Genomic DNA, 26,484 nt, shown 5'->3' with positions numbered 1-26,484 from the left:
TCCTCTTCCGATCATCGCCCGAACGGCGCTCTCGGCGCTCCGATTCTTGCGCCGGAACTCTTTCGATTGCGCCGCAAGCCGCGGAGCGCGCGGCCGGGCGGCCGCGGTTATCTCAGCGCCATGACCTTCGATCCGGCAAGGAGAGACGCCATGTACGCCGAGAAGATGCATGCTGAGACAATGACCGCCGACCCCGCCTCCACGATCGATCCGGCCGAGAGCGACCCGCGCTGGCGCGCGGTCGTCGAGCGCGACGCGGCCCAGGACGGCCGCTTCGTCTATTCGGTGCGCACGACCGGCGTCTATTGCCGCCCATCCTGCGCCTCGCGGCGGGCCAAGCGCGAGAACGTCGCCTTCCACGCCACGACCGAAGCCGCCGAGGCCGCGGGTTTTCGCGCCTGCAAGCGCTGCCGGCCGAAGGAGGCAGGCGGGCGTCACGCCGACAAGATCGCGCGCGCCTGCCGGATGATCGAACAGGCGGACGAGCCGCCGACGCTCGACCGACTGGCGGAGGCCGCCGGCTTGAGCGCCTTTCACTTCCACCGCGCCTTCAAGGCGGCGACGGGGCTGACCCCGAAGGCCTATGCCGACGCTGTGCGGGCGGGCAGGGTGCGGGAGAACCTAGGGAAGGCGCAGGAGAACGTCACCTCGACCATCTACGCCTCCGGCTTCAACTCGAACGGCCGGTTTTACGAGAGCGCCGACCGGATGCTTGGCATGACGCCCGGCGCCTATCGCGACGGCGGCCGCGACGCAGAGATCCGCTTCGCGATCGCCGAGTGTTCGCTGGGCTCCATTCTCGTCGCGGCAAGCCAGCGGGGCGTCTGCGCCATCCTGCTCGGCGACGATCCGGATGCGCTCGCCCGCGCGCTGCAGGACCGGTTTCCGAAAGCGGAGCTGATCGGCGGCGAGCCCGCGTTCGAAGCGCTGGTCGCGCAGGTGATCGGCTTCGTGGAGGCGCCGGGCGTGGGGCTCGACCTGCCGCTCGACATTCGCGGCACCGCGTTCCAGCAGCGGGTCTGGACAGCTTTGCGCGACGTTCCGATGGGCGAGACGGTCAGCTACGCCGAGCTCGCGCGGCGCATGGGCGAACCTAAAGCGGCGCGCGCGGTCGGCATGGCCTGCGGCGCCAACATGATCGCGGTGGCGATCCCCTGCCACCGCGTGGTGCGGGCCGACGGCGGCCTCTCCGGCTATCGCTGGGGCGCGGAGCGCAAGCAGGCGCTGATCGACCGGGAGAAGGCGGCGAAGTGAGAGAGCCTCCGCCGTCATGCCGCCCGAAGAGCCGGCGTGACGGGGAGGATCGGCGGTCTCAGCTGGCGAGTTCGCGCATGACCTTGATGAGGTCGGACTTGCCCTCGAAGCCGATGCCCGGAAGCTCCGGCATCGTCACATAGCTGTTCTCGACCCGCACGGTGTCCGGGAAGCCGCCATAGGGCTGGAAGAGGTCGGGATAGCTCTCGTTGCCGCCGAGCCCGAGCCCGGCCGCGATGTTGAGCGACATCTGGTGGCCGCCATGCGGGATGCAGCGGCTCCACGACCACCCGGCCACTTTAAGCGCCTCGAGCGTGCGCTGGTATTCGCACAGGCCGTAGGAGAGCGCGCAGTCGAACTGCAGCCAGTCGCGGTCCGGCCGCATGCCGCCGTAGCGCAGCAGGTTGCGCGCGTCCTGATGGGAGAACAGGTTCTCGCCCGTCGCCATCGGGCCGGGATAGAACTCTGCGAGGGCTGCCTGCAGCTGGTAGTCGAGCGGGTCGCCGATCTCCTCGTACCAGAACAGCGGATACTCCCGCAGCGCCTTGGCGTACGCGATCCCGGTCTCGAGGTCGAAGCGGCCGTTGGCGTCGACGGCGAGCTGCGCGTCCGAGCCGATCTCGGCCAGCACCGCCTCGATGCGGCGACAGTCCTCAGGCAGAGACGCGCCGCCGATCTTCATCTTCACGACCTTGTAGCCGCGGTCGAGATAGCCGCGCATTTCGCCGCGAAGCTGCGTGTCGTCCTTGCCCGGGTAGTAGTAGCCGCCCGCGGCGTAGACGAAGACCTTGGGATTCGCCTGCAAGCCGTGACGTTCGGCGAGCAGCCGGAACAGCGGCTTGCCTGCGATCTTCGCCACCGCGTCCCAGATCGCCATGTCGAGCGTGCCGACCGCCACCGAGCGCTCGCCGTGGCCGCCCGGCTTCTCGTTGGTCATCATCGCGGCCCAGCACTTGTCCGGGTCGATGTTGTCGCCGGCCTCGTTCAGCAGCGACTTCGGATCGGCCCCGGTGAGGCGGTCGGCGAAGCGTTCGCGGATCAGGCCGCCCTGGCCGTAGCGGCCGTTCGAATTGAAGCCGTAGCCGACGACCGGCTCGCCGTCCCGCACCACGTCCGTGACCACGGCCACGAGGCTCGAGGTCATCTTCGAGAAGTCGATATAGGCGTTGCGGATGGGCGAGGAGATCGGCTTGGTGACCTCGCGGACGTCGACGATGCGCATGGCATGCTCCTTCGTGTTTCGACGTCGGGTTTGGCATGGGTCCGCGCTCGAACTCCAATGCTGATGCCTGAAGAATCGATGCCGGATGCGCATAGCGCCGGAGGCGTGCTACACCTCGGCCGTCATGCCCGGCGAAGCCGGGTATCCACGACTTGGGCGTCGAGCTCGGCCGATGCAAAAGGAAGTCGTGGATACCCGCGCGAAAGCGCGGGCATGACGGCGGTGGCGGCGGAGACGGTGTCGATCGATGGAACTCGTCTGGCTCGAAGACTTCCTCGCCCTCGCCGAAGCGCGAAATTTCTCGCGCGCCGCCGACGCCCGGAACGTCACGCAGCCCGCGTTCAGCCGCCGCATAAAGTCCTTCGAGAACTGGATCGGCGCCGACATGTTCGAGCGCGGGCCGCGCGGCGTGTCGCTGACGCCCGCGGGCGCGCACGTGCTCGCCCATGCGGGCGAGATCGTCCGGCGCATCCACGACGTGAAGCGCGAGGTGAAGGCCATTTCCGGCCGCGAGGCCCACGCCGTGCGCTTCTGCTGCACCCACGCTCTGTCCTTCACGTTCTTTCCGGGATGGGTGCGGACGGCCGCGCCTGGCCTCGGCTCGATCCGGCTGATCTCCGACAACATGGCGGCGTGCGAGCAGGTGATGCGGCGCGGCGACGCCGAGTTCCTGCTCTGCCACCACGATCCGGAACTGCCGGAACTGTTCGAGGCCAACCGCTTCCCGAGCGTGGTTGTGGGGCGAGACCGCATCCTTCCCGTGTCTTCGCCCGACGGGGAGGGCCGTCCGCGCTTTCCGTGGCCCGGCGAAAAGGGGCGGCGAGTGCGGTTGCTGTCCTACGCCGAACAGTCCGGCATCGGCCGGATCGTGGCGGCGCGCTTCAATTCCCGCGACGCCGAGATCGCCTTCACGAGCCACCTCGGCGCGACGCTGCTCTCCATGGCCTGCGCCGGCGAAGGCCTCGCCTGGCTGCCGCTCGCGCTCGCCGAAGAGCCGCTGAGGGACGGGCGCCTGACAGTTGCGGCGGATATGGATGTCTCGATCGAGGTCGAATCCGTTTGTTTCGCGGGGCGGGGAGGCTCGGGCCCGCGGCGGAGGCCTTCTGGACGTCGCTGAAGGGCTGAGCGCCGCCTGTATTCAGAACCTCCCTCGATCCTCATGCTGAGGAGCCGGCCGCAGGTCGGCGTCTCGAAGCACGCAGTCGCGTTCCGAGGCGGGCGCTCCATGGGCGGACTGCGTCCTTCGAGACGCCCGCTGCGCGGGCTTCTCAGGATGAGGAGCGTCGAGGGCGCGAGACGGGGAGCTATGCCTCTTCCCATGCCGCTTCGGCATGACGCGACGCCATGTCGGCATTGGACCCTTCGGCCGCACCAGGCGGATTGTTCCCTCCGAAATCAACGGACGCGGGCCGCTTGTCATGAGCCGGCGCCAGACCTTCGGGAGACACGCCCCATGCGCGAATACGCCATCGCCAGCATTCCGGCCGACGGCATCGGCCCAGAAGTCATTGCCGCGGGCGAGACCGTGCTGAAGAGCCTTGAGAAGCGGCTCGGCGACGTGACGTTCAACTTCCAGACCTTCGACTGGGGCTCGGATCACTACAAGAAGCATGGCGTGATGATGCCGGCGGACGGTCTGACGACACTCAAAAAATTCGACGCGATCTATTTCGGCGCCGTCGGCGCGCCGGACGTGCCGGACCACATCACGCTGTGGGGCCTGCGGCTGCCGATCTGCCAGGGTTTTGACCAATACGCCAATGTCCGCCCGACCAAGATCCTGCCGGGCATCACCCCGCCGCTCAGGAATTGCGGCCCCGGCGACCTCGACTGGGTGATCATCCGCGAGAACTCCGAGGGCGAATACGCCGGCGCCGGCGGGCGGGTGCATCGCGGCCTGCCCGAAGAGGTCGGCACAGAGGTCGCGATCTTCACCCGCGTCGGCGTCACCCGCGTGATGCGCTACGCCTTCAAGCTCGCGCAGTCGCGTCCCCGCAAGCTGCTGACGGTGGTGACGAAATCCAACGCCCAGCGCCACGGCATGGTGATGTGGGACGAGATCGCGGCCGAGGTCGCGCAGGAGTTCCCGGACGTGACCTGGGACAAGATGCTGGTCGACGCCATGACGGTGCGGATGACGCTCAAACCCCAGTCGCTTGACACGATCGTGGCCACCAACCTCCACGCCGACGTGCTGTCCGACCTCGCCGGCGCGCTCGCGGGCTCGCTCGGCGTCGCGCCGACCGCAAACATCGACCCCGAGCGCCGCTTCCCCTCGATGTTCGAGCCGATCCACGGTTCTGCCTTCGACATCACGGGCAAGGGGATCGCCAACCCCGTCGCGAGCTTCTGGACCGCCGCGCAGATGCTCGACCACCTCGGCGAGACGGATGGCGCGGCGCGCCTGATGCGCGCGGTCGAGAAGGTGACGGGCGCAGGCATCCTGACGCCCGACGTCGGCGGCACGGCCAACACCAAGGAGGTCACCGACGCGGTGGTCGACGCGATCCACTCGTCGAACGTGTGAGGTCTGGCGCGGAAACAACGCCGTCATGCCCGCGTCTTCGCGGGTATCCACGACTTGGGGCAGGAGCTCCACGCCCTCAGAAAGTCGTGGATACCCGGCTCCGCCGGGCATGACGGGGAGACAAGACGGACGGGGACCACCCCGGTGAAAAACAAGAAAAGGCGGCTCGATCCGCCATCATGGGAGGAACTGACATGCGCATCATCGCCGCTCTCGCCGCGCTGTGCCTCATGGCCGGCGCAGCTCACGCCCAGGACGACTATCCGAGCCGCCCCGTCACCGTGATCGTGCCCTATGCGGCCGGCGGACCGACGGACGCCATCGCGCGAATGACCGCCGAGGGCATGGGCCGGGCGCTCGGAAAACAGTTTGTGGTCGAGAACGTCACCGGCGCGGGCGGCACGCTCGCCTCGACGCGCGTCGCGCGCTCGGATCCCGACGGCTACACGCTGATGGTCCACCACATCGGCATCTCGACCGCGCCGGCGCTCTATCGGAAGCTGTCGTTCGACACCAAGACCGCCTTCGCGCCGATCGGCCTCATCTCCGACGCGCCCTCGACGGTGATCACGCGCACCGACTTCCCGGCCAACACGCTCGAGGAGCTGGTGGCCAAGATCAAGGCCGACGGCGACAAGCTGACTTACGCCCATGCCGGTCTCGGGGCGTCGTCGCATCTCTGCGGGGTGCTGTTCCAGTCCGCCATCGGCGCGCAGATGACGACGGTGCCCTACAAGGGCAACGGCCCGATCATGACCGACCTCATGGGCAAGCAGATCGACATGACCTGCGACCAGGCGACGAACACCACCGGTCCGATCACCGAGGGCAAGGTGAAGGCCTTCGCGGTGACTGCGCCCAAGCGCCTGACGCAGCTTCCGAACGTGCCGACCACCGGGGAGGCGGGCCTCAAGGGGTTCGAAATGTCGACCTGGCACGGCATCTACGCGCCGGCCGGGACGCCGGACGCGATCATCCAGAAGCTCTCCGGCGCGCTGCAGACGACGCTCGCAGATCCGGCGCTGCAGGAGAAGTTCGCCAAGATCGCGACGACGGCCGCAACCAAGGATCAGGCGACGCCTGCCGCGCTTAAGGCGCGGCTGATCTCCGAGATCGATCGCTGGGGCCCGGTGATCAAGGCCGCGGGCCAGTTCGCGGACTGACGTCGTGACCTGATAGAAGCCAACAGCGTGCTTCGAGACGCCCGCCCGACCGGGCGGGCTCCTCAGCATGAGGATCGTTTCGGTCTCGATCCTCCACGCTCCTCATGCTGAGGAGGCTGCGCGAGCAGCCGTCTCGAAGCACGCACTCCCTCTCGGCCGCCCGACGGCCACTGAACGAGCAGGATGTGAAGACAATGCCCGACACCAACCGCGTCTACACCATCGCCAACATTCCCGGGGACGGCATCGGCAAGGAGACGGTTCCGGAGGGCGTCCGGGTGCTCGAGGCGGCGGCCAAGAAATTCGGCTTCGAGATCCGCGGCTCCGACTACGACTACGCCTCGGCCGATTACTGGCTAAAGCACAAGCGGATGATGCCGGAGAACTGGAAGGAGGACATCGCGCCCAAGGACGCGATCTTCTTCGGCGCGGTCGGCTGGCCGGCGGTTCTGCCCGACCATGAATCGCTCTGGGGATCGCTGATCCAGTTCCGTCGCGAGTTCGACCAGTACGCCTCGGTGCGCCCCGCGCGGCTGATGCCTGGAGTGAAGTGTCCCCTTGCGGGCCGCAAGGTCGGCGACATCGATTTTTACGTCGTGCGCGAGAACACGGAAGGGGAGTATTCGGCGATCGGCGGGCGCATGTTCCCCGGCACCGAGCGCGAGGCGGTCATCCAGGAGACGGTCTTCACGCGCACCGGCGTCGACCGCATCATGAAATACGCCTTCGAGCTGGCCCGCACCCGGCCGCGCAAGAAGGTCACCTCGGCGACCAAGTCCAACGGCATCGCGATCACGATGCCCTATTGGGATGAGCGCTTCGAGGAGATGCGGGCGCAGTATCCCGACATCGAGACCGACAAGTACCACATCGACATCCTGACCGCCTTCTTCGTGCTGCGACCGGAAAAGTTCGACGTCGTGGTGGCCTCGAACCTGTTCGGCGACATCCTCTCCGACCTCGGCCCCGCCTGCACCGGCACGATCGGCATCGCGCCGTCGGGCAACATCAATCCGGAGCGCAAGCACCCCTCGCTGTTCGAGCCCGTGCACGGCTCGGCGCCCGACATCGCGGGTCAGGGGATCGCGAACCCGATCGGCCAGATCTGGTCGGCGGCCATGATGCTGGAGCATCTCGGCGAAGTCGAAGCCGGCAAGGCGATCGTCACGGCGATCGAGACCGTGCTGGCGGACGAGCGGCTGCGCACCCGCGACCTCGGCGGCAAGGCCGACACACGGTCACCTGCGGCAAGGCGGTGGCGGACGCGCTGTCGTGAGCGAGCTCCGCGAGATCGGGCCGGATCCCTTCCTCGAAGGGTTCCGGCTGGTCGACGTCGAGCTCGGCGACGGCGTCACGATCCGCGCGGCGATGGCGGGCGAGGGTCCGCCGCTCGTGCTGCTGCACGGCCACCCCCAGACGCATATCACCTGGCGCAAGATCGCGCCCGAGCTCGCGCGGCGCTTCACGGTCGTCTGCCCGGACCTGCGCGGCTATGGCGACAGCCCAAGCCCGAGGGCGGCGAGGGCCACGTCAACTATTCCAAGCGCGCCATGGCCGCGGATGTCGTGGCGACCATGCGGGCGCTGGGCCACGAGCGCTTCGCGATGGTCGGCCACGACCGGGGAGGGCGGGTCGGCCACCGGCTCGCGCTCGACCATCCGGAAAGCCTGACGAAGCTCTGCGTGATCGACATCGCGCCGACCGCGACGATGTACGCCCGCACCGACAAGGATTTCGCCAGCCGCTATTTCTGGTGGTTCTTCCTGATCCAGCCCGCGCCGCTGCCCGAGCGCATGATCCTGGCCGACGTCGAGTTCTTTCTGCGCGAGCACGTCGAGCGCCAGAACAAGATCCCTGGCGCGACCGAGGAGGCGGCGTTCCAGGAATATCTGCGCTGCTACCGCTCGCCCGAGGGCGTCCACGCGGTCTGCGAAGACTATCGCGCCGCCGCGACCATCGACCTCGAGCACGATGCGGCCGACGCGGAAAGCCGCGTCGCATGCCCGCTCCTTGCCCTGTGGGGCGCGCGCGGCGTGGTCGGCCGGACGTATGACGTCCTCGAAACCTGGCGCGAGAAGGCGGTCGACGTCACCGGCCGCCCGCTCGACTGCGGCCACACGCTGCAGGAGGAGCTGCCCAAAGAGACGCTTCGGGCTTTGCTCGACTTCCTGTCGTCCGAGGGCGCGTCCCCGCGATCGGCCTGAGCGGTCGCCGATCGTCCGGCCGCGACGGCCTTGGGCGCCGCCGCCGCTCACCAGCGCGGCGCGAAGCCAAGGTCTCCCGCGATCAGGTCGGACGCGCGTTCGCCGATCAGGACGCAGGGCGCGAGCGTGTTGCCGCCCGCGATCGCCGGCATGACGGACGCGTCGGCGACGCGCAGGTTCTCGACGCCATAGACCTTCAGGCTGCCGTCGACGACGGCCATCGGATCACGCCCCATCCTGGCGGTGCAGGACTGGTGGAAGTAGGTGCCGGCCGCGTTCCGCAGGAAGGTCAGCTGCTCCGCGTCGGCCAGCGGGCCGGGCATTAGCTCGCGCTTCACGAAAGGCCGCAGCGTTTCGGAATTGCCGATCTCCCGGCAGAGCTCCAGCGCGATCCTGAGCGCCGCGACGTCCGCCGCCTCGCTCAGGAAATTGGCGTCGATGCGGACCGGGTCTTCAGGGCGCGCGCCCGTGAGCGAGACGCGGCCGCGGCTCTTGGGACGGATCAGGCCGGGCGCCAGCGTGAAGGCCAGCGACGGATCGGTCGGCAGCCCATAGGCGGGGCCGGTCACCTCGGAGCCGAAGGCCGTCTCCTCCAGCATGGGCTGGAGGTCGGGCGAGGGCAGAGAGGCGTCGCTTTTGCAGAAGAAGGTGAACTCCGCCGAGTTGTTCCGCGGCGGCTCCGGGGTCCGGTATTCGAACACGCAGCCGCCGACGAGGATGTGGTCCTGAAAATTGCCGCCGACGCCGGGCAGGCGTTGCGCGACCTCGATCCCGTGGCGCTTCAGCTCCGCCTCGTCGCCGACGCCTGACAGCATCAGCGTCTTCGGCGTGTGGATCCCGCCAAGCGACAGCACGACCTCGCGACGGGCCTCCACGAGCCGGATTTCGCCGCCGGACTCGAATTCGACGCCTGTGGCGCGGCCGCCTTCGATCCGGACCCGGCGGACGGTCGCGCCGGTCAGGACGGTCAGGTTCGGCCTTTCCATCTGCGGGGCGAGATAGGCGCGCGCGGTCGAGACGCGCGTTCCGTCCGGCGCGACGTTGACGTTGGCGATCGCGCAGCAGCCGTCGCCGGCCATGGCCTCGGCGTTGTGGTCGTCGACGCGCGGGATCCCGAGCGCCGAGGTCGCCTCCAGCAGCGCGCCGACCACCGGGACAGGATCCTTCGGCAGCGTGATGGTCATGGGCCCGGACGCGCCCCGCATCGCGGAAGGCGGTCCGTCCCAGCTCTCGATCCGCCTGTAGAGCGCCACCGCGGAATCAAAGCCCCAGCCGGCGTCGCCGGTCTCGGCCTCCCACAGATCGAAGTCCGCCTTGTGGCCGCGCCCAGACGAGCCCGTTGACGCTCGATCCGCCGCCGAGCACGCGGCCCATCGGCAGCGGCGCGCGGCGGCCGTTCAGCCCGGCGCAAGGCTCGGAGGCGAAGCGCCAGTCGCGCTCGGAGCCGATGTTGCGCATCCAGATCCTCGGATCCGTCACCTCGACCACGTCGCCCGGGCCGCCGGCCTCGAGAAGCAGCACGCTGACCTCGCCAAGCGAGGCGAGCCGCCCTGCGATCACGCAGCCGGCCGCGCCGCCGCCGCAGACGACGACGTCATAGGACTCTTTGACAGGCAGGGTCATGCGCAGGCCACCGGAGGTTCGAGGCGGAAAAGATCGCGGGGCGCGACTTTTGCAGGGTTGATCACGCCGACCCGCCATGGCGAGGTCGCGTGGAGGAGCCGACCGAGCCGATGAGCGTGACAGAGCCGGAGATCGCCGAGCCGACCGAGGAGGCCGCCGAAGGCTGGCGCCTTCGGCCCCTGCAGGCGCGGCCGGGCTTCCTGATCCGCCGGCTGCACCAGATCCATGTCGCGCTGTTTCTCGAGGAATGCGCGTCCGAGGGACTGACGCCGGTGCAGTACAGCGTGCTGACGGCGCTCGACCAGATGGGCGCGGTCGAGCAGGCGGCGCTCTCGCGCGCCGTGGGGCTCGACCGCACCAACGTCGCCGAGGTGATCGTGCGGCTGGAGCGCCGCCGCTTCGTCCGCCGCAAGCTGTCGCCCGAGGATCGCCGGATGAAGCTCGCGATGCTGACGGACATCGGACGAGCGGCGCTGAAACGCGTCGAGCAGAGCGCCTCGCGGGCTCACGAGCGCACGCTCGCGGCCCTGCCGCCGGAACGGCGCGAACGGTTCCTCGAGGATCTGGCGGCGCTCGTCGAGAACAGCAATTCGATGAGCCGCTCGCCGGTCGTCGGCTGACGGCCGCGCCGCGCGCGAAGCGCCACAGCAGGCTCTCCAGTCAAAATCATCAGTACCATGACGATTGCCTTTCGATGAGGCGCCGGGCGTGAGCAGGCGTCACGATTCTGGTCATGGCCGCCCGACAGGTTCCCGCTAGACGTCGCCGCTAGCCGGCCGCGCCCGCTGTTTCCAGCGCTTGGCATGCAACTTGATTGCCAGAATTTGTCTAAGTCGGCTTCCGGATCGGTCCGGCGTCGCCCGCCAGGCGCACGTCCGCGACTGCTCCGACGACAAATAGGACGTACACTGATGACTGTGGTGCGGTTCGAGGCGGTGACGAAACGATACGCCGGCGTGGAGACGCCGGCGGTCGCCGATCTCAACCTCGTCTGCGGCGACGGCGAGATGCTGGCGCTGCTCGGGCCGTCCGGCTGCGGCAAGAGCTCGACCCTCAAGATGGCGGCCGGGCTCGAGGATCTCTCCGAGGGCGAAATCCGCTTCGACGACGAGCCGGTGTCGCGGCTCGAGCCCGGCGCGCGCAACATCGCGATGGTGTTCGAGGACTACAGCCTCTACCCCCGCATGAGCGTGCGCGAGAACATCGCGTTTCCGCTCTCCGCCCGCGGCGTCGATCGCGAGACCGCGAAGGCGCGCGTCGACGACGCGCTCGCGCTGCTCGGCCTGACCGGCATGGCCGACCGGCCCGTTGCGGGGCTTTCGGGCGGCGCGATGCAGCGCATCTCGATCGGCCGCGCGCTGGTGCGCGACCCGCGCCTCATCCTCTTCGACGAGCCGCTCTCCCATCTCGACGGCGACCAGCGCGTCCAGCTTCGCACCGAGATCAAGCGCCTGCAGAAGACGCGCGGCGTCACCTCGATCCTCGTCACCCACGACCAGACCGAGGCGACCGCGATGGCCGACCGCATCGCGGTGATGCGCCACGGCGTGCTGCAGCAGGTGGATACGCCCGAGGCGATGTATGAGCGGCCGGCCAACGTGTTCGTCGCGAACTTCATCGGCGAACCGCCGATGAACATGCTCGCCGGCCGGCCCGCCGACGACGGCGCCGTCTTTGTCGAGGCGTTCGGCCGCTCCTTCGCCGTGTCGCCGCTGAGGGCGGCGCTCGCGCAGGCGCGCGGCGACGACCTCATCGTCGGCATGCGGCCCGAGCACCTTGCGATCACGCGATGCGACGGCGTGAAAGCCGACGCGATCGTCAGCTACCGCGAATGCCGGGGCGACGCGGACTCGCTGGTTCTCGAGCCGAGGACCGGCGCGGACGTCGACATCCTCGTCGAGATCGCAGGTCCCTCGGACGTCCGGCCCGGCGACTTCGTCTGCGTGTCGATCGCGCCCGAAGGTCCACCTGTTCCATCGCGCCAGCGAACGCAACGTGGAGCGGCTCGCATGAGCGGCCTCGCGCTCTCGGGCGTCGCCGAGCGCTTCGGCGAGACGCTCGCGCTCGACGGCGTGAGCTTGTCCGTCGGCCCCGGCGAGGTGCTGGCGCTGACCGGTCCCTCGGGCGCCGGCAAGACCACGCTCTGTCGCGTCGTCGCGGGCCTCGAAAAGCCGGACGCCGGCTCCGTGCGGCTCGGCGGGCAGTCGATGGAGGGCGTCGCGCCGGGCAAGCGCGGCGTCGCGTTCCTGTTCGAGTCCTACGCGCTCTATCCGCATCTCACCGTCCGCCAGAACGCCCTGTCGCCCCTCCAGGCTCCCGGAAGCGCGGTTCCGCGCGACCGTCATGACGCGACGGTCAAGGAGGTGCTGACGCTGCTCGAGATCGCGCATCTCGGCGATCGGCTTCCCGTCGCGCTTTCCGGCGGCCAGAAGCAGCGCGCCGCGCTCGCCCGCGCGCTCGTGCAGGCGCCGCGCGCGCTCCTGCTCGACGAGCCGATCTCGCATCTCGACGCCAAGCTCCGTCACAAGCTGCGCGGCGCGATCCGCAAGCGCCTGATGACGCGCGACAGCCGTCGATCTGGGCGACGCCGGACGGGCTCGAGGCGCTCTCGGTCGGCGACAAGGTGGCGGTGATCGACGGCGGCCGGATCGAGCAGGTGGGAACGCCCGAGGAGATCTGGCTGCGGCCCGCGAGCGTCACGGTCGCCGGCTGATCGGCGATCCGCCCATGAGCGTGCTCGGCGGCGAACTCGTCGAGGAGGCCGGCGCGACGTCGTTCCGGCGCGCAGGGCTTCAGATCGCGCTGCCGAACGGCATGGCGGCGGCGGCGCGCGGCAAAACCGTCTGGCTCGGCCTTCGCGCGTCGGAGCTTGCGCTTGCGCCTGCGGGCGCGGCCGGCGCGGTCACGGGCGGATCTACTCGCACGAGCCCTTCGGCAAGCACGAGATCGTCACCTTCAGCGCGAGCGACGGCGCGCAGATCAAGATCAAGACGCGCGACGCCGCGCAGGTCCGGATCGGCGAGGCCGCGGGCCTTTCCTGTCCGCCCGCCGCGATCGCGCTGTTCGACGGGGAAACCGGCAGGGCGATTTCGGCCTCGGCCGCGTGAGGAACTGAAACAGCCATTCGCCGACCGCAGCGGGGCTCGGCGGCCAACAGACGGGGTGGTGCCACGATGACATTCGGGAAACTTGCGACCGCGGGCCTCGGCCGCCGTGCTCGCCCTGGGGCTCGCCGGTCCGGCGGGCGCCGCGGACTTCTCCTATGCGGAAGCCGCCAAGCCCTACAAGGGCGTCTCGATCCGGGTGCTCGACGAGGTGACGCCGCTGCAGGAGGCGCTCGCCAAGCTCGTGCCGGAATTCGAGAAAGAGACCGGCATCAAGGTCGAGTACCAGCTGCTCGGCCACATGGAGGTGATCAACCGCGGCCAGGCCGACATGCTCTCGGGCCGCGGCCATTTCGACGCCGTCATGCTGCACGGCTTCCAGATGGGGCAGATGCTCGAGGCCGAGGCGCTGCTGCCGATCGACGACCTCGTCGCCGACAAGTCGATCTCCAACCCCAACCTCGACCCGCCGACTTCATCCAGAAAGCCGTTCAAGTCGGTCGCCTTCCACGACGGCAAGCAGTACGGCCTGATCAACTGGAACTACAATCAGGTCTATTGGGCCCGCGCCGACCTGCTCGGCGACGACGGCGAGAAGACCGCGTTCAAGGCCAAGTACGGCTACGACCTCGCCCCGCCCAAGACGCTCGGGCAGCTGCGCGACATCGCCGAGTTCTTCACCCGCAAGAAGGCGCGACGCTCGCCGGCAAGCCGCTCGACGGCGACTTCTACGGCATCGTGTTCGACGGCGTGAAGGGTCCGGCGTCGCTCTTCACCTTCGTCAACGACATCCTCAAGAACTATGGCGGCGACCTGATCGACGCCTCTGGCAAGCCGGCCTTCGACACGCCCGCGACGGTCGCTGCGCTCAAGACCTACGCCGAGCTCTGGAAGTTCGCGCCTCCCGGCACGGCCGAATACTCGCTGCTCGACGTGCCGACCGTCATGGGCAACGGCATCGCGGCGCAGGCGGTCGCCTTCTCCGACTTCGTGCTCGGCGTCGACAAGCCGGGGGCCTCTCCGCTCGCCGGCAAGTTCGTCTACGCGGGCATTCCGGTCAAAGAGGGCGCCGATCCGAAATTCGCCTCCGCCGAGGCCGAGCCCTCGATGATCGCGATCGCGGCCGGCAGCAAGAACCCGAAGCCGACCTTCCTGTTCATGCAGTGGCTGACCGACAAGAAGCAGCAGGCGACGCTGCTCGAAGCCGGCAAGGGCGGCGTGCCGATCCGCGAGAGCTCGTGGGCGGCGCCGGTCCTCAAGGACGCCGCGAACCCAAGCCTATTCACCGCCATGAAGGCGACGCTGGACGTCGCGGCGGCCAAGCCTCGCCTGCCGAAATACCTCGAAATGTCGGACGCGCTTTCGGGCATCGTCCAGCAGGTCGGCCTCGGCAAGCTGACGCCCGAACAGGGCGCGGCCGAAGGCCAGAAGGCGCTCGTCCGCATCTGCGGCGAGAAGTGCACGCTCTGACGTGACGACGGCGAGGCTCCGGGCGGTCCGCCGTCCGGAGCCTCTCTAGACCGCTGCATCGAAGGGACTGCGTCCTTCGGGACGTCGTGCTCCGGACGGCTCCTCAGCATGAGGGAGGTTTGGGACCTGGCGTCCGCCGCGCCCCTCACGCTCAGGAGCCCGCCCGTCGGCCGGGCGTCTCGAAGCACGCAGTCCGTGCGTCCGGAACTTCTTCTTGTTTAGGGCCCCGCAGCCCAACGGAAAAAACACCGCATGTCCGTCGCAACAGAAGCATCAGCCGCGCCCGCAGCGCGCCGGAAGCCCCGAGAGCAGGGCTTCTGGTACCCGTATCTGCTGATCGCCCCGACGATGATCACGCTGGTGGTCGTCTCGCTGATCCCCTTCGCCTACGCGATCTATCTGAGCTTCCACAAGGCGAAGTACGGCCGCGTCGGCGACTTCATCGGCTTCGACAAACTACGTGAAGCTGCTGTCCGATCCGGCCTTCTGGAACTCGCTCAAGGTCGCGGGGCTTTTCGTCGGGATCGCGGTGCCGATCGAGTTCATGATCGGGCTTGGCGGCGCGCTGGTGCTGAGCGCGGGCGTGCGCGGCCGCTCGGCGCTGGTGCCGCTTCTCTTCATTCCCACCATGATGGCCCCGATCGTCGTCGGCCTGTTGTGGAAGATCATGCTGGCGGGCTCCTGGGGCCTCATCTCCTTCAACGTGTTCGAACGCTTCGGCATGCTCGGCGACCAGTCGGTCTTCGCCTCGCCGGACCTCGCGCTCTACGCGCTGATCTTCGTCGACATCTGGCAGTGGTCGCCCTTCATGATGCTGGCCTTCTTCGCCGGGCTTCAGGCGATGCCGGTCGGCCCCTACCGCGCGGCCGCGGTCGACGGCGCCTCGCCTTTGCGGGTCTTCTTCAAGATCACGCTGCCGATGATGACGCCTCTGCTCGTCGTGATCACGCTGCTTCGGCTGATCGACGCCTTCAAGGTGTTCGACACGGTCTTCATCCTGACGGGCGGGGGCCCGGGCGTCGTGACCCAGACGCCGAGCGTGCTCGCCTACAAGATGACCTTCGAGTTCTGGAACATCGGCGAGGCGTCGGCGCTCGCCGTGCTGGTCTGGGCGGCGTTCTTCATCTTCTGCAACGTCTTCTACCAGATCGCCAAGAAGAAGCTGGGGGCGTTCTGAGATGGCGAAGAAATCCAGCCTCATCTGGACGGCCGTCGCGGCGATCTACGCGCTCCTGATCCTGTTCCCCGTCCTGTGGATGGGCTCCATGATGGTCAAGCCCGCCGACGTCATGTTCGCGCGGCCGACCGAGTTCCTGTTCACGCCGACGCTCGCGAACTTCAACTACGTCGTCGCCGAAGGCTTCGCCTGGAACCTGCTGACGTCCTTCGTGCTGTGCTCGATCTCGACGGCGCTCGTGGTGCTGATCGGCACGCCCGCGGCCTACGCCTTCGCGCGCTTCGAGATGAGGGCCAAGGACGACCTGTTCCTGTTCATCCTCGCAACCCGGATGGGCCCGCCCGTCTGTCTCGTGATCCCGTTCTACCTGATCTTCGCCAAGGTCGGGCTTCTGGACACCTTCACGGGACTGACGATCGCCTATCTCACCTTCAACCTCTCGTTCTACGTCTGGGTGCTGCGAAGCTTCTGCCGCGACCTGCCGGTGGAGCTCGAGGAGGCCGCCGCTCTCGAAGGCTGGTCGCGGCTCCAGATCTTCTGGCGCGTGACGCTGCCGCTCCTGCGCAGCGGGATCGTGGCGACCTCGGTGCTCTGCTTCATCTTCGCGTGGAACGAGTTCCTGTTCGCCTTCATGCTCGGCGGCGACCGCATCCAGACGCTGCCCGTCGCGATCCCGAAGCTCATCACGGCGCGGGCGTGCGCTGGGGCGAGGTCGCGGTGGTGGGCATCGTGGCGCTCATCCCCGTGCTCACCGTCGTGCTGCTGCTCCAGCGGCACATCGTGCGCGGCCTGACCCTCGGCGCGTGAAGGGCTAAGGGCCTGCACTCATGATGGAGGTCGTCCCGATGAGGCCAAAACGCTCGAGGCCAGGAGGCGCTTGCAGCGCGATGCCTGTGCATCGCGCAAATGCGACGACGCAGCCGTCGGTCGTTTTCGCCTCACCCCGGAGGGGCGCGGCCGTTTTGGCCGTCTGGTGCGTCGCCAGACCTTGCAAACCGGGCGGTTTGCTGCGGCCCGGCTCCTGCCATACCAAAACGACACGCGTCGGGTCGGCCTCCATCATGAGTGCAGGCCCTAGATGGCGCGCTTCGTCCTCGTCCACGGCTCGTTCCACGGCCCCTGGTGCTGGGAGCGCTTCGCGCAGCTGCTCGAAGCCGTAGGCCATCAGGTGACGACCGTGGCGCTCCCCACGGCTCCCGAGGAAGCGGACCTCGCGGGCTACGCCGCCCATGTCGTCGAAGCGATCGACAGCCTCGCCGAACCCGTGATCCTCGTCGGCCATAGCATGGGCGGAATCGTTTCTGCGCAGGTGAGCGAGCTTCGCCCCGATCGGCTGCTCGCCGCCGTCTATGTCAACGGGCTGCTGTTGCGCGACGGCGAAAGCCTCGCGAGCTTTCTTGGCGACAACGCCCATCTCGACGTCGACGACCTCGTGCTGAAGAACATGCAGGTCTCCGAGGACGGTTCGACCGCGCGCTTTCCGGCCGCGAAAGCCCCGGAAGTCTTCTACGGGTCCTGCACAACTGAAGCCGCTGAATGGGCCTCCGCCCGCCTCGGCGAGCAGCGCACCAAGGTCTATGGCGACCCGCTGCGGCTGACCCGGAGCGCTTCGGCCGCGTGCGGAGGTTCTACGTCCGGGGCCTGCGCGACATGGCGGTGTCGCTCGCCTACCAGGACGTGATGCTCGCGAACACGCCCTGCGAGGCGACCCTCGACATCGACGGCGACCACTCGCCTTTCCTGTCCGCGCCCGCCGAGCTCGCCGCCGCCCTGACGGCGGTCGCGGCGGCGACGGAAAAGCTGGCCGCCTGATCCTCCCGAGACCACTCATTCCTGGAAGGCGTTGAAATGAACAAGGTCCGATTCGGCATCTTCATGCCGCCGTGGAATTCGCCTCCCACCCAGAACGTGACGGTCTCGCTCCAGCGTAATCTCGAGACGATCCAGCTGATCGACCGGCTCGCCTATGACGAGGCCTGGGTCGGCGAGCACCATTCGGCCGGCAGCGAGATCGTCGCCGATCCGATGATCTTCCTCGCTTATGTGGCGGCGCAGACCCGGCACATCCGGCTCGGCACCGGCATCGTGCCGCTGCCCTACCAGAACCCGCTGCTGACCGCCGACCGGGATGATCCTGTGCGACCATCTCATGCGCGGCCGCTTCATGGCGGGCTTCGGCCCCGGCGGCCTGCCGAGCGACGCGGCCATGTTCGGCCTCGATCCGCGCGAGCTGCGCCCGGCGCTCGACCACGACATCGGCGTGCTGATGAAGCTCCTGACGACGCGCGACCCGGTCACCGTCGAGACCAGCCGCTACAAGCTGGTCGAGGCGTTCTGCCAGGTCGCGCCCTTCACCGATCCGGTGATGGACGTCTGCGTCGCGGCGACCCGTTCCGAAGCCGGACCGCGCATCGCCGGGCGCCACGGCCTCGGCCTGCTGTCGACCGGCGTCGTCTCGCCGAAGGAAGGCATGCCCGCGCCGCCGCTCCACTGGGACGTCTACGAGGAAGAAGCGCTGAAGGCCGGCCACAAGCCCGACCGCTCGCGCTGGCGCCTCGTCGTCAACGTCCATGTGGCCGAGACGCGCGAACAGGCCATCAAGGACATGCGCTACGGCTTCGACGCCTTCTGCGATTACACGCAGCGGACCATCGCGATGCCTTCGATCGTGGCGATCGGCGACACGTTCGAGGAGCGCATCGCGGGGATGAACGAGACCGGCATCGGCGTCATCGGCACGCCCGACGACGCGGTCGACTTCCTGAAGCGGCTCGCCGCGCGCGCCGGCGACTTCGGATGCATCCTCATGCTCGCGCATGACTGGGCGAACTGGGAAGCGACGCAGCGCCATTACGAGCTGTTCGCGCGCCACGTGATCCCGCATTTCCAGCCGTCGCTGCCGCGTCTTCTGCAGGCCGAGGCCATCTCCCAGGCGCGCCACGCCGAGGATTTCAAGAAGCACGCCGCCGCGATCAACGCCTGGCTGCCGCCCGAGCAGGCGGTTGCAGGCTGACGATGACCAGGGCCTGCGCTCACAGCGCAGGCCCCGGCAGGGGCGTGGCCCGCCCCCTGCATGTGACTGTTCAGGACGCCGCGCGATCCGCCGAGCGACAAGGAAGACGACATGAACCCCGCAGCTTTCGACGTCGTCGACGGCGTCCCCCACTACAAGCTCTTCATCGACGGGGAGTGGACGAACTCGTCGCGCAACATGCTGCATGACGACATCAACCCGGCGACCGGGAAGGTGTTCGTCCGCACCCAGCTTGCGGGCGCGGCGGAAGTCGACCGCGCGATCGCGGCCGCCGACACGCCCAGAAGGCCTGGGCCGCCGCGATGGTGGCCGAGCGCGAGACGATCCTGCTGAAGACCGCCGACGTCATCGTGCGCCGCACGCCTGAGATCCGTGACCTCCTGATCGAGGAATGCGGTTCGGTGTTCTCCAAGGCCCTCTGGGAGATCGACTATGTGGTCGACGCCCTCCGCGTGGCCGCCGGCGACGCCCGCCATGTGATGGGCGAGACCATGCCCATGACCATGCCCGGTCAGATCTCGATGTCGGTGAGGAAGCCGCTCGGCGTCATCGCCGGCATTGCGCCGTTCAACTCGCCCTTCCTGCTCTCGATGAAGAAGATCGCCTACGCGCTCGCGGTCGGAAACGCCTTCATCCTGAAGCCGTCCGAGGAGACCCCTCTTTCGGGCGCGATCATCGCGGACCTGTTCGACGAGGCGGGGCTGCCGAAGGGCCTGCTCAACGTCGCCGGGCGTGCCTTCGGAGGTCGGCGACCAGCTGATCGCCGATCCGCGCGTCAAGATGATCACCTTCACGGGCTCGACCAAGACCGGGCGCCATCTCGCGGTCGAGGCCGCGAAGCACCTCAAGAAGTTCACGCTGGAGATGGGCGGGAAAAGCCCGCTGATCGTGCTCGCGGACGCCGATCTCGACTACGCGGTCGACGCCGCGGCCTTCGGCGTGTACCTGCACCAGGGACAGGTCTGCATGGCGAGCTCGAAGGTCATCGTCGAGGCTCCGCTGTTCGACGCCTTCGTCGAAAGTTCAAAATCAAGACCGCGGGCGTCAAGGTCGGGACCCGAAGGATCCCGAGACCGTCATCGGGCCGCTCATCCGCGCGCGCCAGTGCGGCTTCATCGAGGGCCAGCTCCAGGACGCGACCGCGAAGGGCGCCAAGGTGGTGGCGGGCGGGACCTATGAGGGCCACTTCTTCCAGCCGACCGTGCTGACCGGCGTCACGCCCGAGATGCGCATCTATCACGAGGAAAGCTTCGGACCCGTCGTCTCGCTCATCAAGGTCGAGGACGCCGAAGAGGCGCTCAAGGTGGCGAACGACACCGAATACGGGCTCTCGGCGGCGCTCATCACCAACGACATGCAGAAGGCGCTCGACCTTTCGCTGCGGCTCGAATCCGGCATGGTGCATGTCAACGACACCACCATCTCGGACGAGCCGCACGTGCCGTTCGGCGGCGTGAAGAATTCGGGCTTCGGCCGCGAGGGCGGGCGCTATTCGCTCGAAGAGCTCACCGAGGTGAAGTGGGTGACGCTGCAGATGGGCAAGCGCCCAGTTCCCGTTCTAAAGCCCTCCGCCCCGCGCTCGCGCCGCTGACGCGGCCGTTTGCGCGGGGCGGGAGCCTCCAGCCTCCGGCGCTGTCAGCGGGCGCCGGCGGCCTCGAGGATCAGGGGCGTTGATCGCGTCCGGCTGCGAGATCATCGAGACGTGGCTCGCCTTCACCTCGATGGTCTTGGCGCCCATGCGCTTGGCCATGAAGCGCTCGAGGTCGGGATTGATGGTGTGGTCCTCGCTCGACACCGCATAGAAGGACGGCTTCGAGCGCCACGCGGCGTTGGCGGTCTTGCCCGCAAGCAGGGCCTTGTCGAACGGCTGCTGCACCGCGTAGAGCGCCTTCGCTTGGGCGGCCGGCAGGTCGCCCGCGAAATCGCGCAGGAATGCCTCTTCGGTCAGCCGGCCCTCGTCGCCGTCGAAGACGACGCCGGCGGAGGCGGGCGGCGTGGGATAGGTCTTGGCGAGCGCCGCATAGTCCTCGCCGGCGTCCGGCGCGCGGGCCGCCACATAGACGAGCGAGGCGACCTTCTCATGCGCGCCGGCGTCCGAGATGATCATGCCGCCGAACGAATGCCCGACGAGAACGGTCGGCCCGTCCTGACGGTCGAGCGCCTTGCGCACCGAGGCGACCGCCTCGGGCAGGCTCGTCAGCGGGTTCTGCACGGACGTGACGTTGAAGCCTTTCGCCTGCAGCGGCGGGATCACTTCGCTCCAGCAGGAGCCGTCGGCGAAGAGGCCGTGCACGAGCACGATGTTGCGGACCTGCGGGGTCTCGGCCGCCGCGCCCTTGACGCCGAGCGCCGCCAGAACTCCGAGCCCGGCCAGAGCTGTCGCCACGGTCCGGCGGCTCAGCGCCGGCGTCGGGATGTCATGATGTGCGTCGTCGATGGACATGCTCGTCTCCCTTCGATGTCAGGAGTGAGGAACGACAGGGCCTGAGAGACGCCTACGAAGCCCGGTGATGCTGGGGGTTCGTCGCGAGGGCCGCGTTCGTTACGCGCGCATGGCCGGCATGCTCCGGAGACAGGGCGGCAAGTCAGCGCCATCCGAGGCCGCGCCGACCGAACGGGCTCGGAGAGCCCGCCGGCCGACGCGCCTTACGCCAGCTTGTCGAGCGTGATCGGCAGATCGCGGATCCGCTTGCCGGTGGCGTTGAACACGGCGTTGGCGACCGCCGCGCCGACGCCCACGATGCCGATCTCGCCGATCCCTCGCGCCCCGAGCGGCGTGCGCGGGTCCGGGACGCCGGTCCATCACGTCGATCTCCGGCACGTCGAGATGGACCGGCACGTGATAGTCGGCGAGCGAGGGGTTCATGATCCGCCCCGTGCGCTCGTCGAACAGCGTCTCCTCGGTGAGCGCGCGAGGCCAAGCCCCATGATCATGCCGCCTCGGAACTGGCTCGCGGCGGTCTTCGGGTTGAGGATCACGCCGCAGTCGAAGGAGCCGAGCATGCGGTCGACCCGCGTCTCGCCCGTCACCGCGCTCACGCGGACCTCGCAGAAGATCGCCGAGGTGCTGTGCATGGCGTATTTGAAGAGCTCGAGCGGCGCGCTGCCGGCGGCCGTCACCGTGATCTCGTCGCGGCCCGCGCGGGAGAGGATCGAGGCGTAGGTCTCGCGCCGCGCCGGTTCGCTGATCGACGCGACGCCTCCCTCGACGAGCCGGATCTCGCCCGCCCTCAACCCTGCGAGCGGGGTGTCGTTGCCTGCAAGCCGCAGCAGTTCGGACGCGAGCTTTTCGGCGGCCGCCGCCACCGAGCCGGCGATCGAGCGGTCTGCGACGAGCCGCCCGCGAAGGGCGATGCGGGCAGGGCGCTGTCGCCGAGCTCGAAGGTCACGGCCTCGACGGGAAGGCCAAGCCGATCGGCGGCGTGCTGGGCCTGAACCGTGGCGGTGCCCATCCCCATCTCCTGCGCGGAGCAGGCGAGGGCGGCCGAGCCGTCGCGCTTGAGCGTCAGGCGGATCGTCGCGCCGGGCATCCTCGCGTAGGGAAACTCCCCGTGGCGCAGCCCATGCCGACGAGCCATTCGCCTTCGCGCCGGGCGCCGGGCGTCGCTGTGCGCCGTTCCCAGCCGAAGCGCGCCGCGCCGTCCTCATAGGCCTGCCGCAGCGCGTGCTGCGAGAACGCCTGTCCGGTCGTCGGGTGCTTCTCGGGCAGGTTCTTGAGCCGTAGCTCGATCGGGTCGACGCCCATGGCGCAGGCGAGCTCGTCGATCGCGCTTTCGAGCGCGAAGCTGCCGATCGCCTCGCCGGGCGCGCGCATGAAGGTGTTGGGCACCACGTCGAGGTCGAGCATCCGCTGGACGATCTCGAAGCTCTTCGCCCGATAGAGCGCCCGCGCGCCGTTGGTGTAGGGCTCCGGGCAGACGCCATAGGTCGGCATCACCGAATGGCCGGTGTGAATGAGCGCCGTGAACGCGCCGTCCGCGTCCGCGCCGATCGCGACGCGCTGCTCCGACGGAGAGCGTCCGCCGACGATGCGGTAGACCCCCTCTCGGGTCAGCTGGAGACGGACCGGCCGGCCGGCGAGCCTGGCGGCCGCGATCGCGACGATCTGGTGGTCCCAGACGCCCTTGGCCCCGAAGCCGCCGCCGACGAAGGGCGAGAGCACGCGGACCTTGCCCTTCTTCAGCCCGAAGAGCTTGGCGAAGGCGCCGGCGCTCGCCGCGATCATCTGGCTGGCGTCGTGGATGATCAGCTCGTCGCCCCGCCAGGCGAGCGTGACGGCGTGGAGCTCGATCGGATTGTGGTTCTGCGGCGGCGTCCGGTAGACGGCGTCGACGCGGTGGGACGCGCGGTCAAGTTCGCGCCCGGCGTCGCCGATCTTCAGATGGTTCTTCTCGACCAGGATCGAGGCCGGCGTCCGGGCGTGGCGCTTGGCGTCCTCGAACGAGGTCCGGGCCTCTTCAACGGCGTAGTCGATCTCGATCAGCGAGGCGGCGTGGTCGGCCTGCTCCTGCGTCTCGGCCAGCACCGCCGCCACCACTTGGCCGTTGTAGCGGACGCGGTCGTCCTGCATCACCGGAAGATGGCTGTTGCCGACCGCGCCGAGGTCCGTGACGCTGATGGGCGGCAGCGGCGCGAGGCGCGGCATGGTGCGGTGGGTCATGACGAGCACGACGCCCGGCGCGGCTTCGGCCGCCGCCGTGTCGAGCCGCGCGATCCGCCCGCGCGTCGCCGTGCTGTGGACGAGCGCGGCGTAGGTCAGCCCCTCCATCGCGACTTCCGCGGCGAAGCGAGCCTTGCCTGCGACCTTCGAGGGCCCGTCGATGCGGGACGCCTGCCGGCCGACCGCCGCGTTGCGGCCGATGAGCGGATCGGGCGTGCCGCCGGGCAGCCAGCTTTCCGGCGTCCAGCCGATGGCGGTCCGCACCGAGCCGACGGCGTTCTGGATCCGGCTCATCGATCGTCTCCCGAGATCTCGGACAGGACCGCGGCGAGCGTGCGTCTCGCGAGTCCGACCTTAAACGCGTTTGCCGGGGAGGGGCGCAGCGCCTGCGAGCTCGGCTTCGGCCGCGGCCGCGAAGGCTTCTGCGGTCGGCGCCTCGCCACGCAGCGCGGCCTCCGCCTTGAACGCCCGCCAGGGCCGCGGGGCGACGCCGCCGAGCGCGATGCGGACAGCCTCGATCCTGCCGTTCCGCAGCTCGACGCCGGCGGCGACCGAGACCAGCGCGAAGGCGTAGCTCGCCCGGTCGCGCACCTTGCGATAGGCGAAACGGGCTGCGACCGACGACGGCGGCAACTCGAGCGCGACGATCGTCTCGCCGGGCGTCAGCACGGTCTCGATGTCGGGCCTGTCGTCCGGCGCGCGGTAAAACTCGACGATCGGAACGGTGCGCTCACCCTCTGCTCCGAGGACCTTCACCTGCGCGTCGAGCGCCGCGAGCGCCACGCACATGTCGGACGGGTGGGTGGCGACGCAGGCCTCCGAGGCGCCGAGGATCGCGTGATAGCGCGTGAAGCCGCCCAGCGCGTCGCAGCCCGAGCCGGGCTCGCGCTTGTTGCACCGGCTGCCGGCCGCGTCTGCGAAATAGGCGCAGCGGGTGCGCTGCATCAGGTTGCCGCCCACCGTCGCCATGTTGCGGATCTGCGCCGAGGCCCCGGCCAGGATCGCCCGCGACAGCATCGGATAATGGGCGCGGATCAGCGGATGGGCCGCGACCGCGCTGTTGCGGGCGGCTGCGCCGATCGTCACGCCGCCCTCCGGCGTCTCGGCGATCTCGCGCGACAGGCCCGTCACGTCGACGAGACGCGTCGGGCGTTCGACGCCCTTTCGCATGAGGTCGACGAGGTTCGTCCCGCCTCCGAGCAGCATCGCGCCGCTCTGTCCGGCGAGGCGGAGGGCGTCGGCCGCCGAGGCCGCGCGGCTGTAGTCGAACGGGGTCATGCCGCGCGCCTCGCGGCGACGTCGAGGATCGCGTCCACGATGCCGTTGTGCGCGCCGCAGCGGCAGAGGTTGCCGCTCATCCGCTCGCGGACCTCGTCGCGGGTGAGCGCCGTTCGCCCGGCTGAAAGATCGGCCGTCACATAGCTCGGCGCGCCGGCCTCGATCTCGCGCAGCATCGCGTCGGCCGCGCAGATCTGGCCCGGCGTGCAGTAGCCGCACTGGAAGCCGTCATGGTCAATGAAGGCGGCCTGGAGCGGATGGACGCCGTTCTCGCCGAGACCCTCGATCGTCGTCACCGAGCGCCCGTCGGCCTGGACTGCGAGAGTGAGGCAGGACAGCACCCGCTCGCCGTCGAGCTGGACCGTGCAGGCCCCGCAGGCGCCCTGGTTGCAGCCCACCTTGGTCCCGGTCAGGCCCTCGCTTTCGCGGAGCAGGTCCAGCAGCGAGACCCGCGGATCCCGCGGCGCCTCCACCGGCCGGCCATTGATCTCGATCGCCATGCGGTTCCTCCGGCTGACGCGGCGACGCTCCATCGAGCGCCGAAGCCAAAGGTACTGCGAAATTCGTACAATTCAATCTTCGTGAAGAACGATTTTCGTGATCATCGCGATGAACGCGTCGCGTTCCTCCGGCGTCAGGCGCTCCAGCATCATCCGGCACATGTCCTCGTAGCTCTTGCGGATCGAGGCGGCGCGCGCCGCGCCGTCCTCCGACAGCCCGAGCGCGACGGCGCGGCGGTCTCCCTCGGTCCGGCTGCGCTCGAGCAGCCCGCGCTTGGCGAGCCGGTCGGTCGCCGAGGAGATCGTCGTGGCCGGCAGTCCGAAGAAGCGCGCGACGTCGGTCGGCCCGCAGTCGCGATGGCCGCCGACGTAAAGCAGGATCTGCGTGTCGACTTCGTTGAGCGGGGTCTCGGCGCCGGCGGCGGCCGACAGCTTGTATCGACGCGCGAACACGTCGAATGCGGAGCCGAGGGCTGCGAGCTGATCGTCTGTCGGCGCGGTCATGGCTTTCGCATAGCGCCCGCCTCGATCGACGGCCAGCGCCAAAAGTCGTCCCGGCCGATGGCTTTGCGTCGGTTCCGGCCCGAAGAATTCCGCGCTTTCAGGAGGTAGACGGCCCATCCGAAGCCTCGGACGCAATATGAGCCCGAGGGAGGAACGGATTTTCGCCGCCAGGTTTGTGCGTTTTTGCGCCGACGCCTCAGAAACCAACTCAGCTCTCAAGCGCGCCGCCTTGGTCGCGCTTATTTGTAACTGGAACAATCCAACTCAGCGTGCGCAGACGTAGACGGCCCACAATGGCCATGCCCAGAGCGTCGGCGCGTTGAGGACATAAGCCGCGCTCCCGCTCGAGCTGAGGGGGGATGCTCATGCCGCTTTACCGCTTCAGGATTCTGGACGGCGCCGAGATCTCAGATAACGGCGACCTCGAATTTCCCGATCTCGCATCCGCCAGAGTGGAGGCGATCCGATACGCCGGCGCATTGCTTCATGACGCCGGACGAATCAACAGTCTCGGCGACAGATGGCGGATGGACGTCACGGATCCGTCCGGCGTCACCCTGGTCAGCGTAAGCTTTGACGTCGTCGATGCGCCCGGGATCAGATAAGGCCGCTCGGCCTGCCGACGATGCGCCTGAGCGAACATAGATTGCGCTCAATCAAATCGAACGTCTCATATTGGGACGCCAGATCACAGAGGCTGTATACTACTTCCTTGCACAGTCTTTGGGCAGCTGTGCGCCGCTATGCAGTGCCGGGAGGTGGCT

At 68.7% G+C, this 26,484-nt stretch carries 22 protein-coding genes and 8 pseudogenes; 20 read left to right on the top strand and 10 right to left on the bottom strand.

The genetic code is table 11. The features are described from left to right. The first annotated feature begins 150 nt into the window (after positions 1-150). Positions 151-1,254: a bifunctional DNA-binding transcriptional regulator/O6-methylguanine-DNA methyltransferase Ada gene (gene ada / locus K6K41_RS29095; protein WP_378148555.1), complete on the top strand. Its 1,104-nt coding sequence runs from the start codon at positions 151-153 to the stop codon at positions 1,252-1,254. Between the two features lie 58 nt (positions 1,255-1,312). Here ada and K6K41_RS29090 read toward each other — a convergent pair whose 3' ends face one another. Then, a complete protein-coding gene (locus K6K41_RS29090; RefSeq protein WP_261403408.1) occupies positions 1,313-2,476 on the bottom strand; it encodes a mandelate racemase/muconate lactonizing enzyme family protein in 1,164 nt (387 codons plus the stop codon). Between the two features lie 247 nt (positions 2,477-2,723). On the opposite strand from K6K41_RS29090, the gene K6K41_RS29085 reads away from it, so the two are divergent. The 5 genes and pseudogenes from K6K41_RS29085 to K6K41_RS29065 all read left to right on the top strand — a co-directional run bounded on the left by K6K41_RS29085 (position 2,724) and on the right by K6K41_RS29065 (position 8,370). Beyond that, on the top strand, positions 2,724-3,593 hold the full coding sequence (locus K6K41_RS29085) for a LysR family transcriptional regulator (RefSeq protein ID WP_261403407.1): 870 nt from the start codon (positions 2,724-2,726) through the stop codon (positions 3,591-3,593). A gap of 336 nt (positions 3,594-3,929) precedes the next feature. Next, positions 3,930-5,003 (top strand): tartrate dehydrogenase, encoded by a 1,074-nt coding sequence (locus K6K41_RS29080; protein WP_261403406.1) that lies wholly within the window; start codon positions 3,930-3,932, stop codon positions 5,001-5,003. A 194-nt stretch (positions 5,004-5,197) separates the two neighbouring features. Next, positions 5,198-6,166: a tripartite tricarboxylate transporter substrate-binding protein gene (locus K6K41_RS29075; protein ID WP_261403405.1), complete on the top strand. Its 969-nt coding sequence runs from the start codon at positions 5,198-5,200 to the stop codon at positions 6,164-6,166. A 194-nt stretch (positions 6,167-6,360) separates the two neighbouring features. Next, positions 6,361-7,442 (top strand): annotated as a pseudogene (locus tag K6K41_RS29070) (tartrate dehydrogenase). Beyond that, positions 7,439-8,370, top strand: a pseudogene (locus tag K6K41_RS29065) (alpha/beta fold hydrolase). Before K6K41_RS29070 ends, K6K41_RS29065 begins: the two co-directional pseudogenes overlap by 4 nt. Positions 8,371-8,417: 47 nt before the next feature. Here the strand turns inward: K6K41_RS29065 and K6K41_RS29060 are convergent. Then, entirely contained in the window at positions 8,418-8,969 is a 552-nt protein-coding gene (locus K6K41_RS29060; protein ID WP_261405861.1) for a GMC oxidoreductase, read from the bottom strand. Between the two features lie 177 nt (positions 8,970-9,146). After that, a pseudogene (locus tag K6K41_RS29055) lies at positions 9,147-9,993 on the bottom strand (GMC family oxidoreductase); the annotation flags it as partial. Between the two features lie 110 nt (positions 9,994-10,103). Between K6K41_RS29055 and K6K41_RS29050 the strand changes: the two are divergent. The 13 genes and pseudogenes from K6K41_RS29050 to K6K41_RS30910 all read left to right on the top strand — a co-directional run bounded on the left by K6K41_RS29050 (position 10,104) and on the right by K6K41_RS30910 (position 20,369). Continuing rightward, positions 10,104-10,613 (top strand): MarR family winged helix-turn-helix transcriptional regulator, encoded by a 510-nt coding sequence (locus K6K41_RS29050; protein WP_261403404.1) that lies wholly within the window; start codon positions 10,104-10,106, stop codon positions 10,611-10,613. Positions 10,614-10,904: 291 nt separating this feature from the next. Then, on the top strand, positions 10,905-12,626 hold the full coding sequence (locus K6K41_RS29045; protein ID WP_261403403.1) for an ABC transporter ATP-binding protein: 1,722 nt from the start codon (positions 10,905-10,907) through the stop codon (positions 12,624-12,626). A gap of 580 nt (positions 12,627-13,206) precedes the next feature. Beyond that, the gene (locus K6K41_RS29040; RefSeq protein ID WP_261403402.1) at positions 13,207-13,851 is read left to right on the top strand and encodes an ABC transporter substrate-binding protein; all 645 of its coding nucleotides are present in this window, start codon (positions 13,207-13,209) and stop codon (positions 13,849-13,851) included. Continuing rightward, positions 13,836-14,567 carry an extracellular solute-binding protein gene (locus K6K41_RS29035; RefSeq protein WP_261403401.1) on the top strand — a complete coding sequence of 244 codons (732 nt, stop codon included), beginning with the start codon at positions 13,836-13,838 and terminating at the stop codon, positions 14,565-14,567. Before K6K41_RS29040 ends, K6K41_RS29035 begins: the two co-directional genes overlap by 16 nt. Before the next feature lie 460 nt (positions 14,568-15,027). Further along, a complete protein-coding gene (locus K6K41_RS29030; protein WP_261403400.1) occupies positions 15,028-15,744 on the top strand; it encodes a carbohydrate ABC transporter permease in 717 nt (238 codons plus the stop codon). A gap of 1 nt (position 15,745) precedes the next feature. Beyond that, entirely contained in the window at positions 15,746-16,537 is a 792-nt protein-coding gene (locus K6K41_RS29025; RefSeq protein ID WP_261403399.1) for a carbohydrate ABC transporter permease, read from the top strand. Between the two features lie 285 nt (positions 16,538-16,822). After that, complete coding sequence (locus K6K41_RS29020) at positions 16,823-17,425, top strand: alpha/beta fold hydrolase (RefSeq protein ID WP_261403398.1); 603 nt, start codon at positions 16,823-16,825, stop codon at positions 17,423-17,425. After that, positions 17,395-17,556 (top strand): hypothetical protein, encoded by a 162-nt coding sequence (locus K6K41_RS29015; RefSeq protein WP_261403397.1) that lies wholly within the window; start codon positions 17,395-17,397, stop codon positions 17,554-17,556. The genes K6K41_RS29020 and K6K41_RS29015 overlap by 31 nt, the downstream gene beginning before the upstream one ends. Before the next feature lie 36 nt (positions 17,557-17,592). Then, positions 17,593-17,805 (top strand): annotated as a pseudogene (locus K6K41_RS30915) (LLM class flavin-dependent oxidoreductase); the annotation flags it as partial. Positions 17,806-17,893: 88 nt separating this feature from the next. Beyond that, entirely contained in the window at positions 17,894-18,757 is an 864-nt protein-coding gene (locus tag K6K41_RS29005; RefSeq protein WP_261403395.1) for an LLM class flavin-dependent oxidoreductase, read from the top strand. 111 nt (positions 18,758-18,868) lie between these two features. Then, positions 18,869-19,111, top strand: a complete 243-nt coding sequence (locus K6K41_RS29000) for a hypothetical protein (RefSeq protein WP_261403394.1) — start codon at positions 18,869-18,871, stop codon at positions 19,109-19,111. Beyond that, positions 19,081-19,443, top strand: a pseudogene (locus K6K41_RS28995) (aldehyde dehydrogenase family protein); the annotation flags it as partial. The gene K6K41_RS29000 and the pseudogene K6K41_RS28995, both read left to right, overlap by 31 nt. A gap of 115 nt (positions 19,444-19,558) precedes the next feature. Then, positions 19,559-20,369, top strand: a pseudogene (locus K6K41_RS30910) (aldehyde dehydrogenase family protein). A 44-nt stretch (positions 20,370-20,413) separates the two neighbouring features. On the opposite strand, the pseudogene K6K41_RS28980 reads toward K6K41_RS30910, so the two are convergent. The 7 genes and pseudogenes from K6K41_RS28980 to K6K41_RS28950 all read right to left on the bottom strand — a co-directional run bounded on the left by K6K41_RS28980 (position 20,414) and on the right by K6K41_RS28950 (position 25,720). Further along, positions 20,414-21,221, bottom strand: a pseudogene (locus K6K41_RS28980) (alpha/beta fold hydrolase). 419 nt (positions 21,222-21,640) lie between these two features. Further along, positions 21,641-22,084, bottom strand: a complete 444-nt coding sequence (locus K6K41_RS28975) for a molybdopterin cofactor-binding domain-containing protein (protein WP_261403392.1) — start codon at positions 22,082-22,084, stop codon at positions 21,641-21,643. After that, positions 22,009-22,308 carry a molybdopterin cofactor-binding domain-containing protein gene (locus tag K6K41_RS28970; RefSeq protein WP_261403391.1) on the bottom strand — a complete coding sequence of 100 codons (300 nt, stop codon included), beginning with the start codon at positions 22,306-22,308 and terminating at the stop codon, positions 22,009-22,011. The genes K6K41_RS28975 and K6K41_RS28970 overlap by 76 nt, the downstream gene beginning before the upstream one ends. Further along, entirely contained in the window at positions 22,284-23,732 is a 1,449-nt protein-coding gene (locus K6K41_RS28965) for a xanthine dehydrogenase family protein molybdopterin-binding subunit (RefSeq protein ID WP_261403390.1), read from the bottom strand. The genes K6K41_RS28970 and K6K41_RS28965 overlap by 25 nt, the downstream gene beginning before the upstream one ends. After that, positions 23,729-24,716: pseudogene (locus K6K41_RS28960) on the bottom strand (FAD binding domain-containing protein). The gene K6K41_RS28965 and the pseudogene K6K41_RS28960 overlap by 4 nt, the downstream one beginning before the upstream one ends. Next, positions 24,713-25,216: a (2Fe-2S)-binding protein gene (locus K6K41_RS28955; protein ID WP_261403389.1), complete on the bottom strand. Its 504-nt coding sequence runs from the start codon at positions 25,214-25,216 to the stop codon at positions 24,713-24,715. Before K6K41_RS28955 ends, K6K41_RS28960 begins: the two are co-directional and overlap by 4 nt. Positions 25,217-25,288: 72 nt before the next feature. Next, entirely contained in the window at positions 25,289-25,720 is a 432-nt protein-coding gene (locus tag K6K41_RS28950) for a MarR family winged helix-turn-helix transcriptional regulator (RefSeq protein ID WP_261403388.1), read from the bottom strand. A gap of 365 nt (positions 25,721-26,085) precedes the next feature. Between K6K41_RS28950 and K6K41_RS28945 the strand changes: the two genes are divergently transcribed. Next, complete coding sequence (locus K6K41_RS28945; protein WP_261403387.1) at positions 26,086-26,325, top strand: DUF6894 family protein; 240 nt, start codon at positions 26,086-26,088, stop codon at positions 26,323-26,325. Positions 26,326-26,484: the final 159 nt, after the last annotated feature.

It is taken from the genome of Chenggangzhangella methanolivorans, assembly GCF_019797865.1.
GTDB lineage: Bacteria > Pseudomonadota > Alphaproteobacteria > Rhizobiales > Methylopilaceae > Methylopila > Methylopila methanolivorans.
This window is presented reverse-complemented; position numbering and strand designations above follow the sequence as displayed.

Coding starts and splice junctions, on each gene's coding strand:
- ada (WP_378148555.1), top strand. CDS start 151: ATGTACGCCGAGAAGATGCATGCTGAGACAATGACCGCCGACCCCGCC.
- K6K41_RS29090 (WP_261403408.1), bottom strand. CDS start 2,476: ATGCGCATCGTCGACGTCCGCGAGGTCACCAAGCCGATCTCCTCGCCC.
- K6K41_RS29085 (WP_261403407.1), top strand. CDS start 2,724: ATGGAACTCGTCTGGCTCGAAGACTTCCTCGCCCTCGCCGAAGCGCGA.
- K6K41_RS29080 (WP_261403406.1), top strand. CDS start 3,930: ATGCGCGAATACGCCATCGCCAGCATTCCGGCCGACGGCATCGGCCCA.
- K6K41_RS29075 (WP_261403405.1), top strand. CDS start 5,198: ATGCGCATCATCGCCGCTCTCGCCGCGCTGTGCCTCATGGCCGGCGCA.
- K6K41_RS29060 (WP_261405861.1), bottom strand. CDS start 8,969: ATGCTGGAGGAGACGGCCTTCGGCTCCGAGGTGACCGGCCCCGCCTAT.
- K6K41_RS29050 (WP_261403404.1), top strand. CDS start 10,104: ATGAGCGTGACAGAGCCGGAGATCGCCGAGCCGACCGAGGAGGCCGCC.
- K6K41_RS29045 (WP_261403403.1), top strand. CDS start 10,905: ATGACTGTGGTGCGGTTCGAGGCGGTGACGAAACGATACGCCGGCGTG.
- K6K41_RS29025 (WP_261403399.1), top strand. CDS start 15,746: ATGGCGAAGAAATCCAGCCTCATCTGGACGGCCGTCGCGGCGATCTAC.
- K6K41_RS29020 (WP_261403398.1), top strand. CDS start 16,823: ATGGCGCGCTTCGTCCTCGTCCACGGCTCGTTCCACGGCCCCTGGTGC.
- K6K41_RS29015 (WP_261403397.1), top strand. CDS start 17,395: ATGGCGGTGTCGCTCGCCTACCAGGACGTGATGCTCGCGAACACGCCC.
- K6K41_RS29005 (WP_261403395.1), top strand. CDS start 17,894: ATGCGCGGCCGCTTCATGGCGGGCTTCGGCCCCGGCGGCCTGCCGAGC.
- K6K41_RS29000 (WP_261403394.1), top strand. CDS start 18,869: ATGAACCCCGCAGCTTTCGACGTCGTCGACGGCGTCCCCCACTACAAG.
- K6K41_RS28970 (WP_261403391.1), bottom strand. CDS start 22,308: ATGCCCGGCGCGACGATCCGCCTGACGCTCAAGCGCGACGGCTCGGCC.
- K6K41_RS28965 (WP_261403390.1), bottom strand. CDS start 23,732: ATGAGCCGGATCCAGAACGCCGTCGGCTCGGTGCGGACCGCCATCGGC.
- K6K41_RS28955 (WP_261403389.1), bottom strand. CDS start 25,216: ATGGCGATCGAGATCAATGGCCGGCCGGTGGAGGCGCCGCGGGATCCG.
- K6K41_RS28950 (WP_261403388.1), bottom strand. CDS start 25,720: ATGACCGCGCCGACAGACGATCAGCTCGCAGCCCTCGGCTCCGCATTC.
- K6K41_RS28945 (WP_261403387.1), top strand. CDS start 26,086: ATGCCGCTTTACCGCTTCAGGATTCTGGACGGCGCCGAGATCTCAGAT.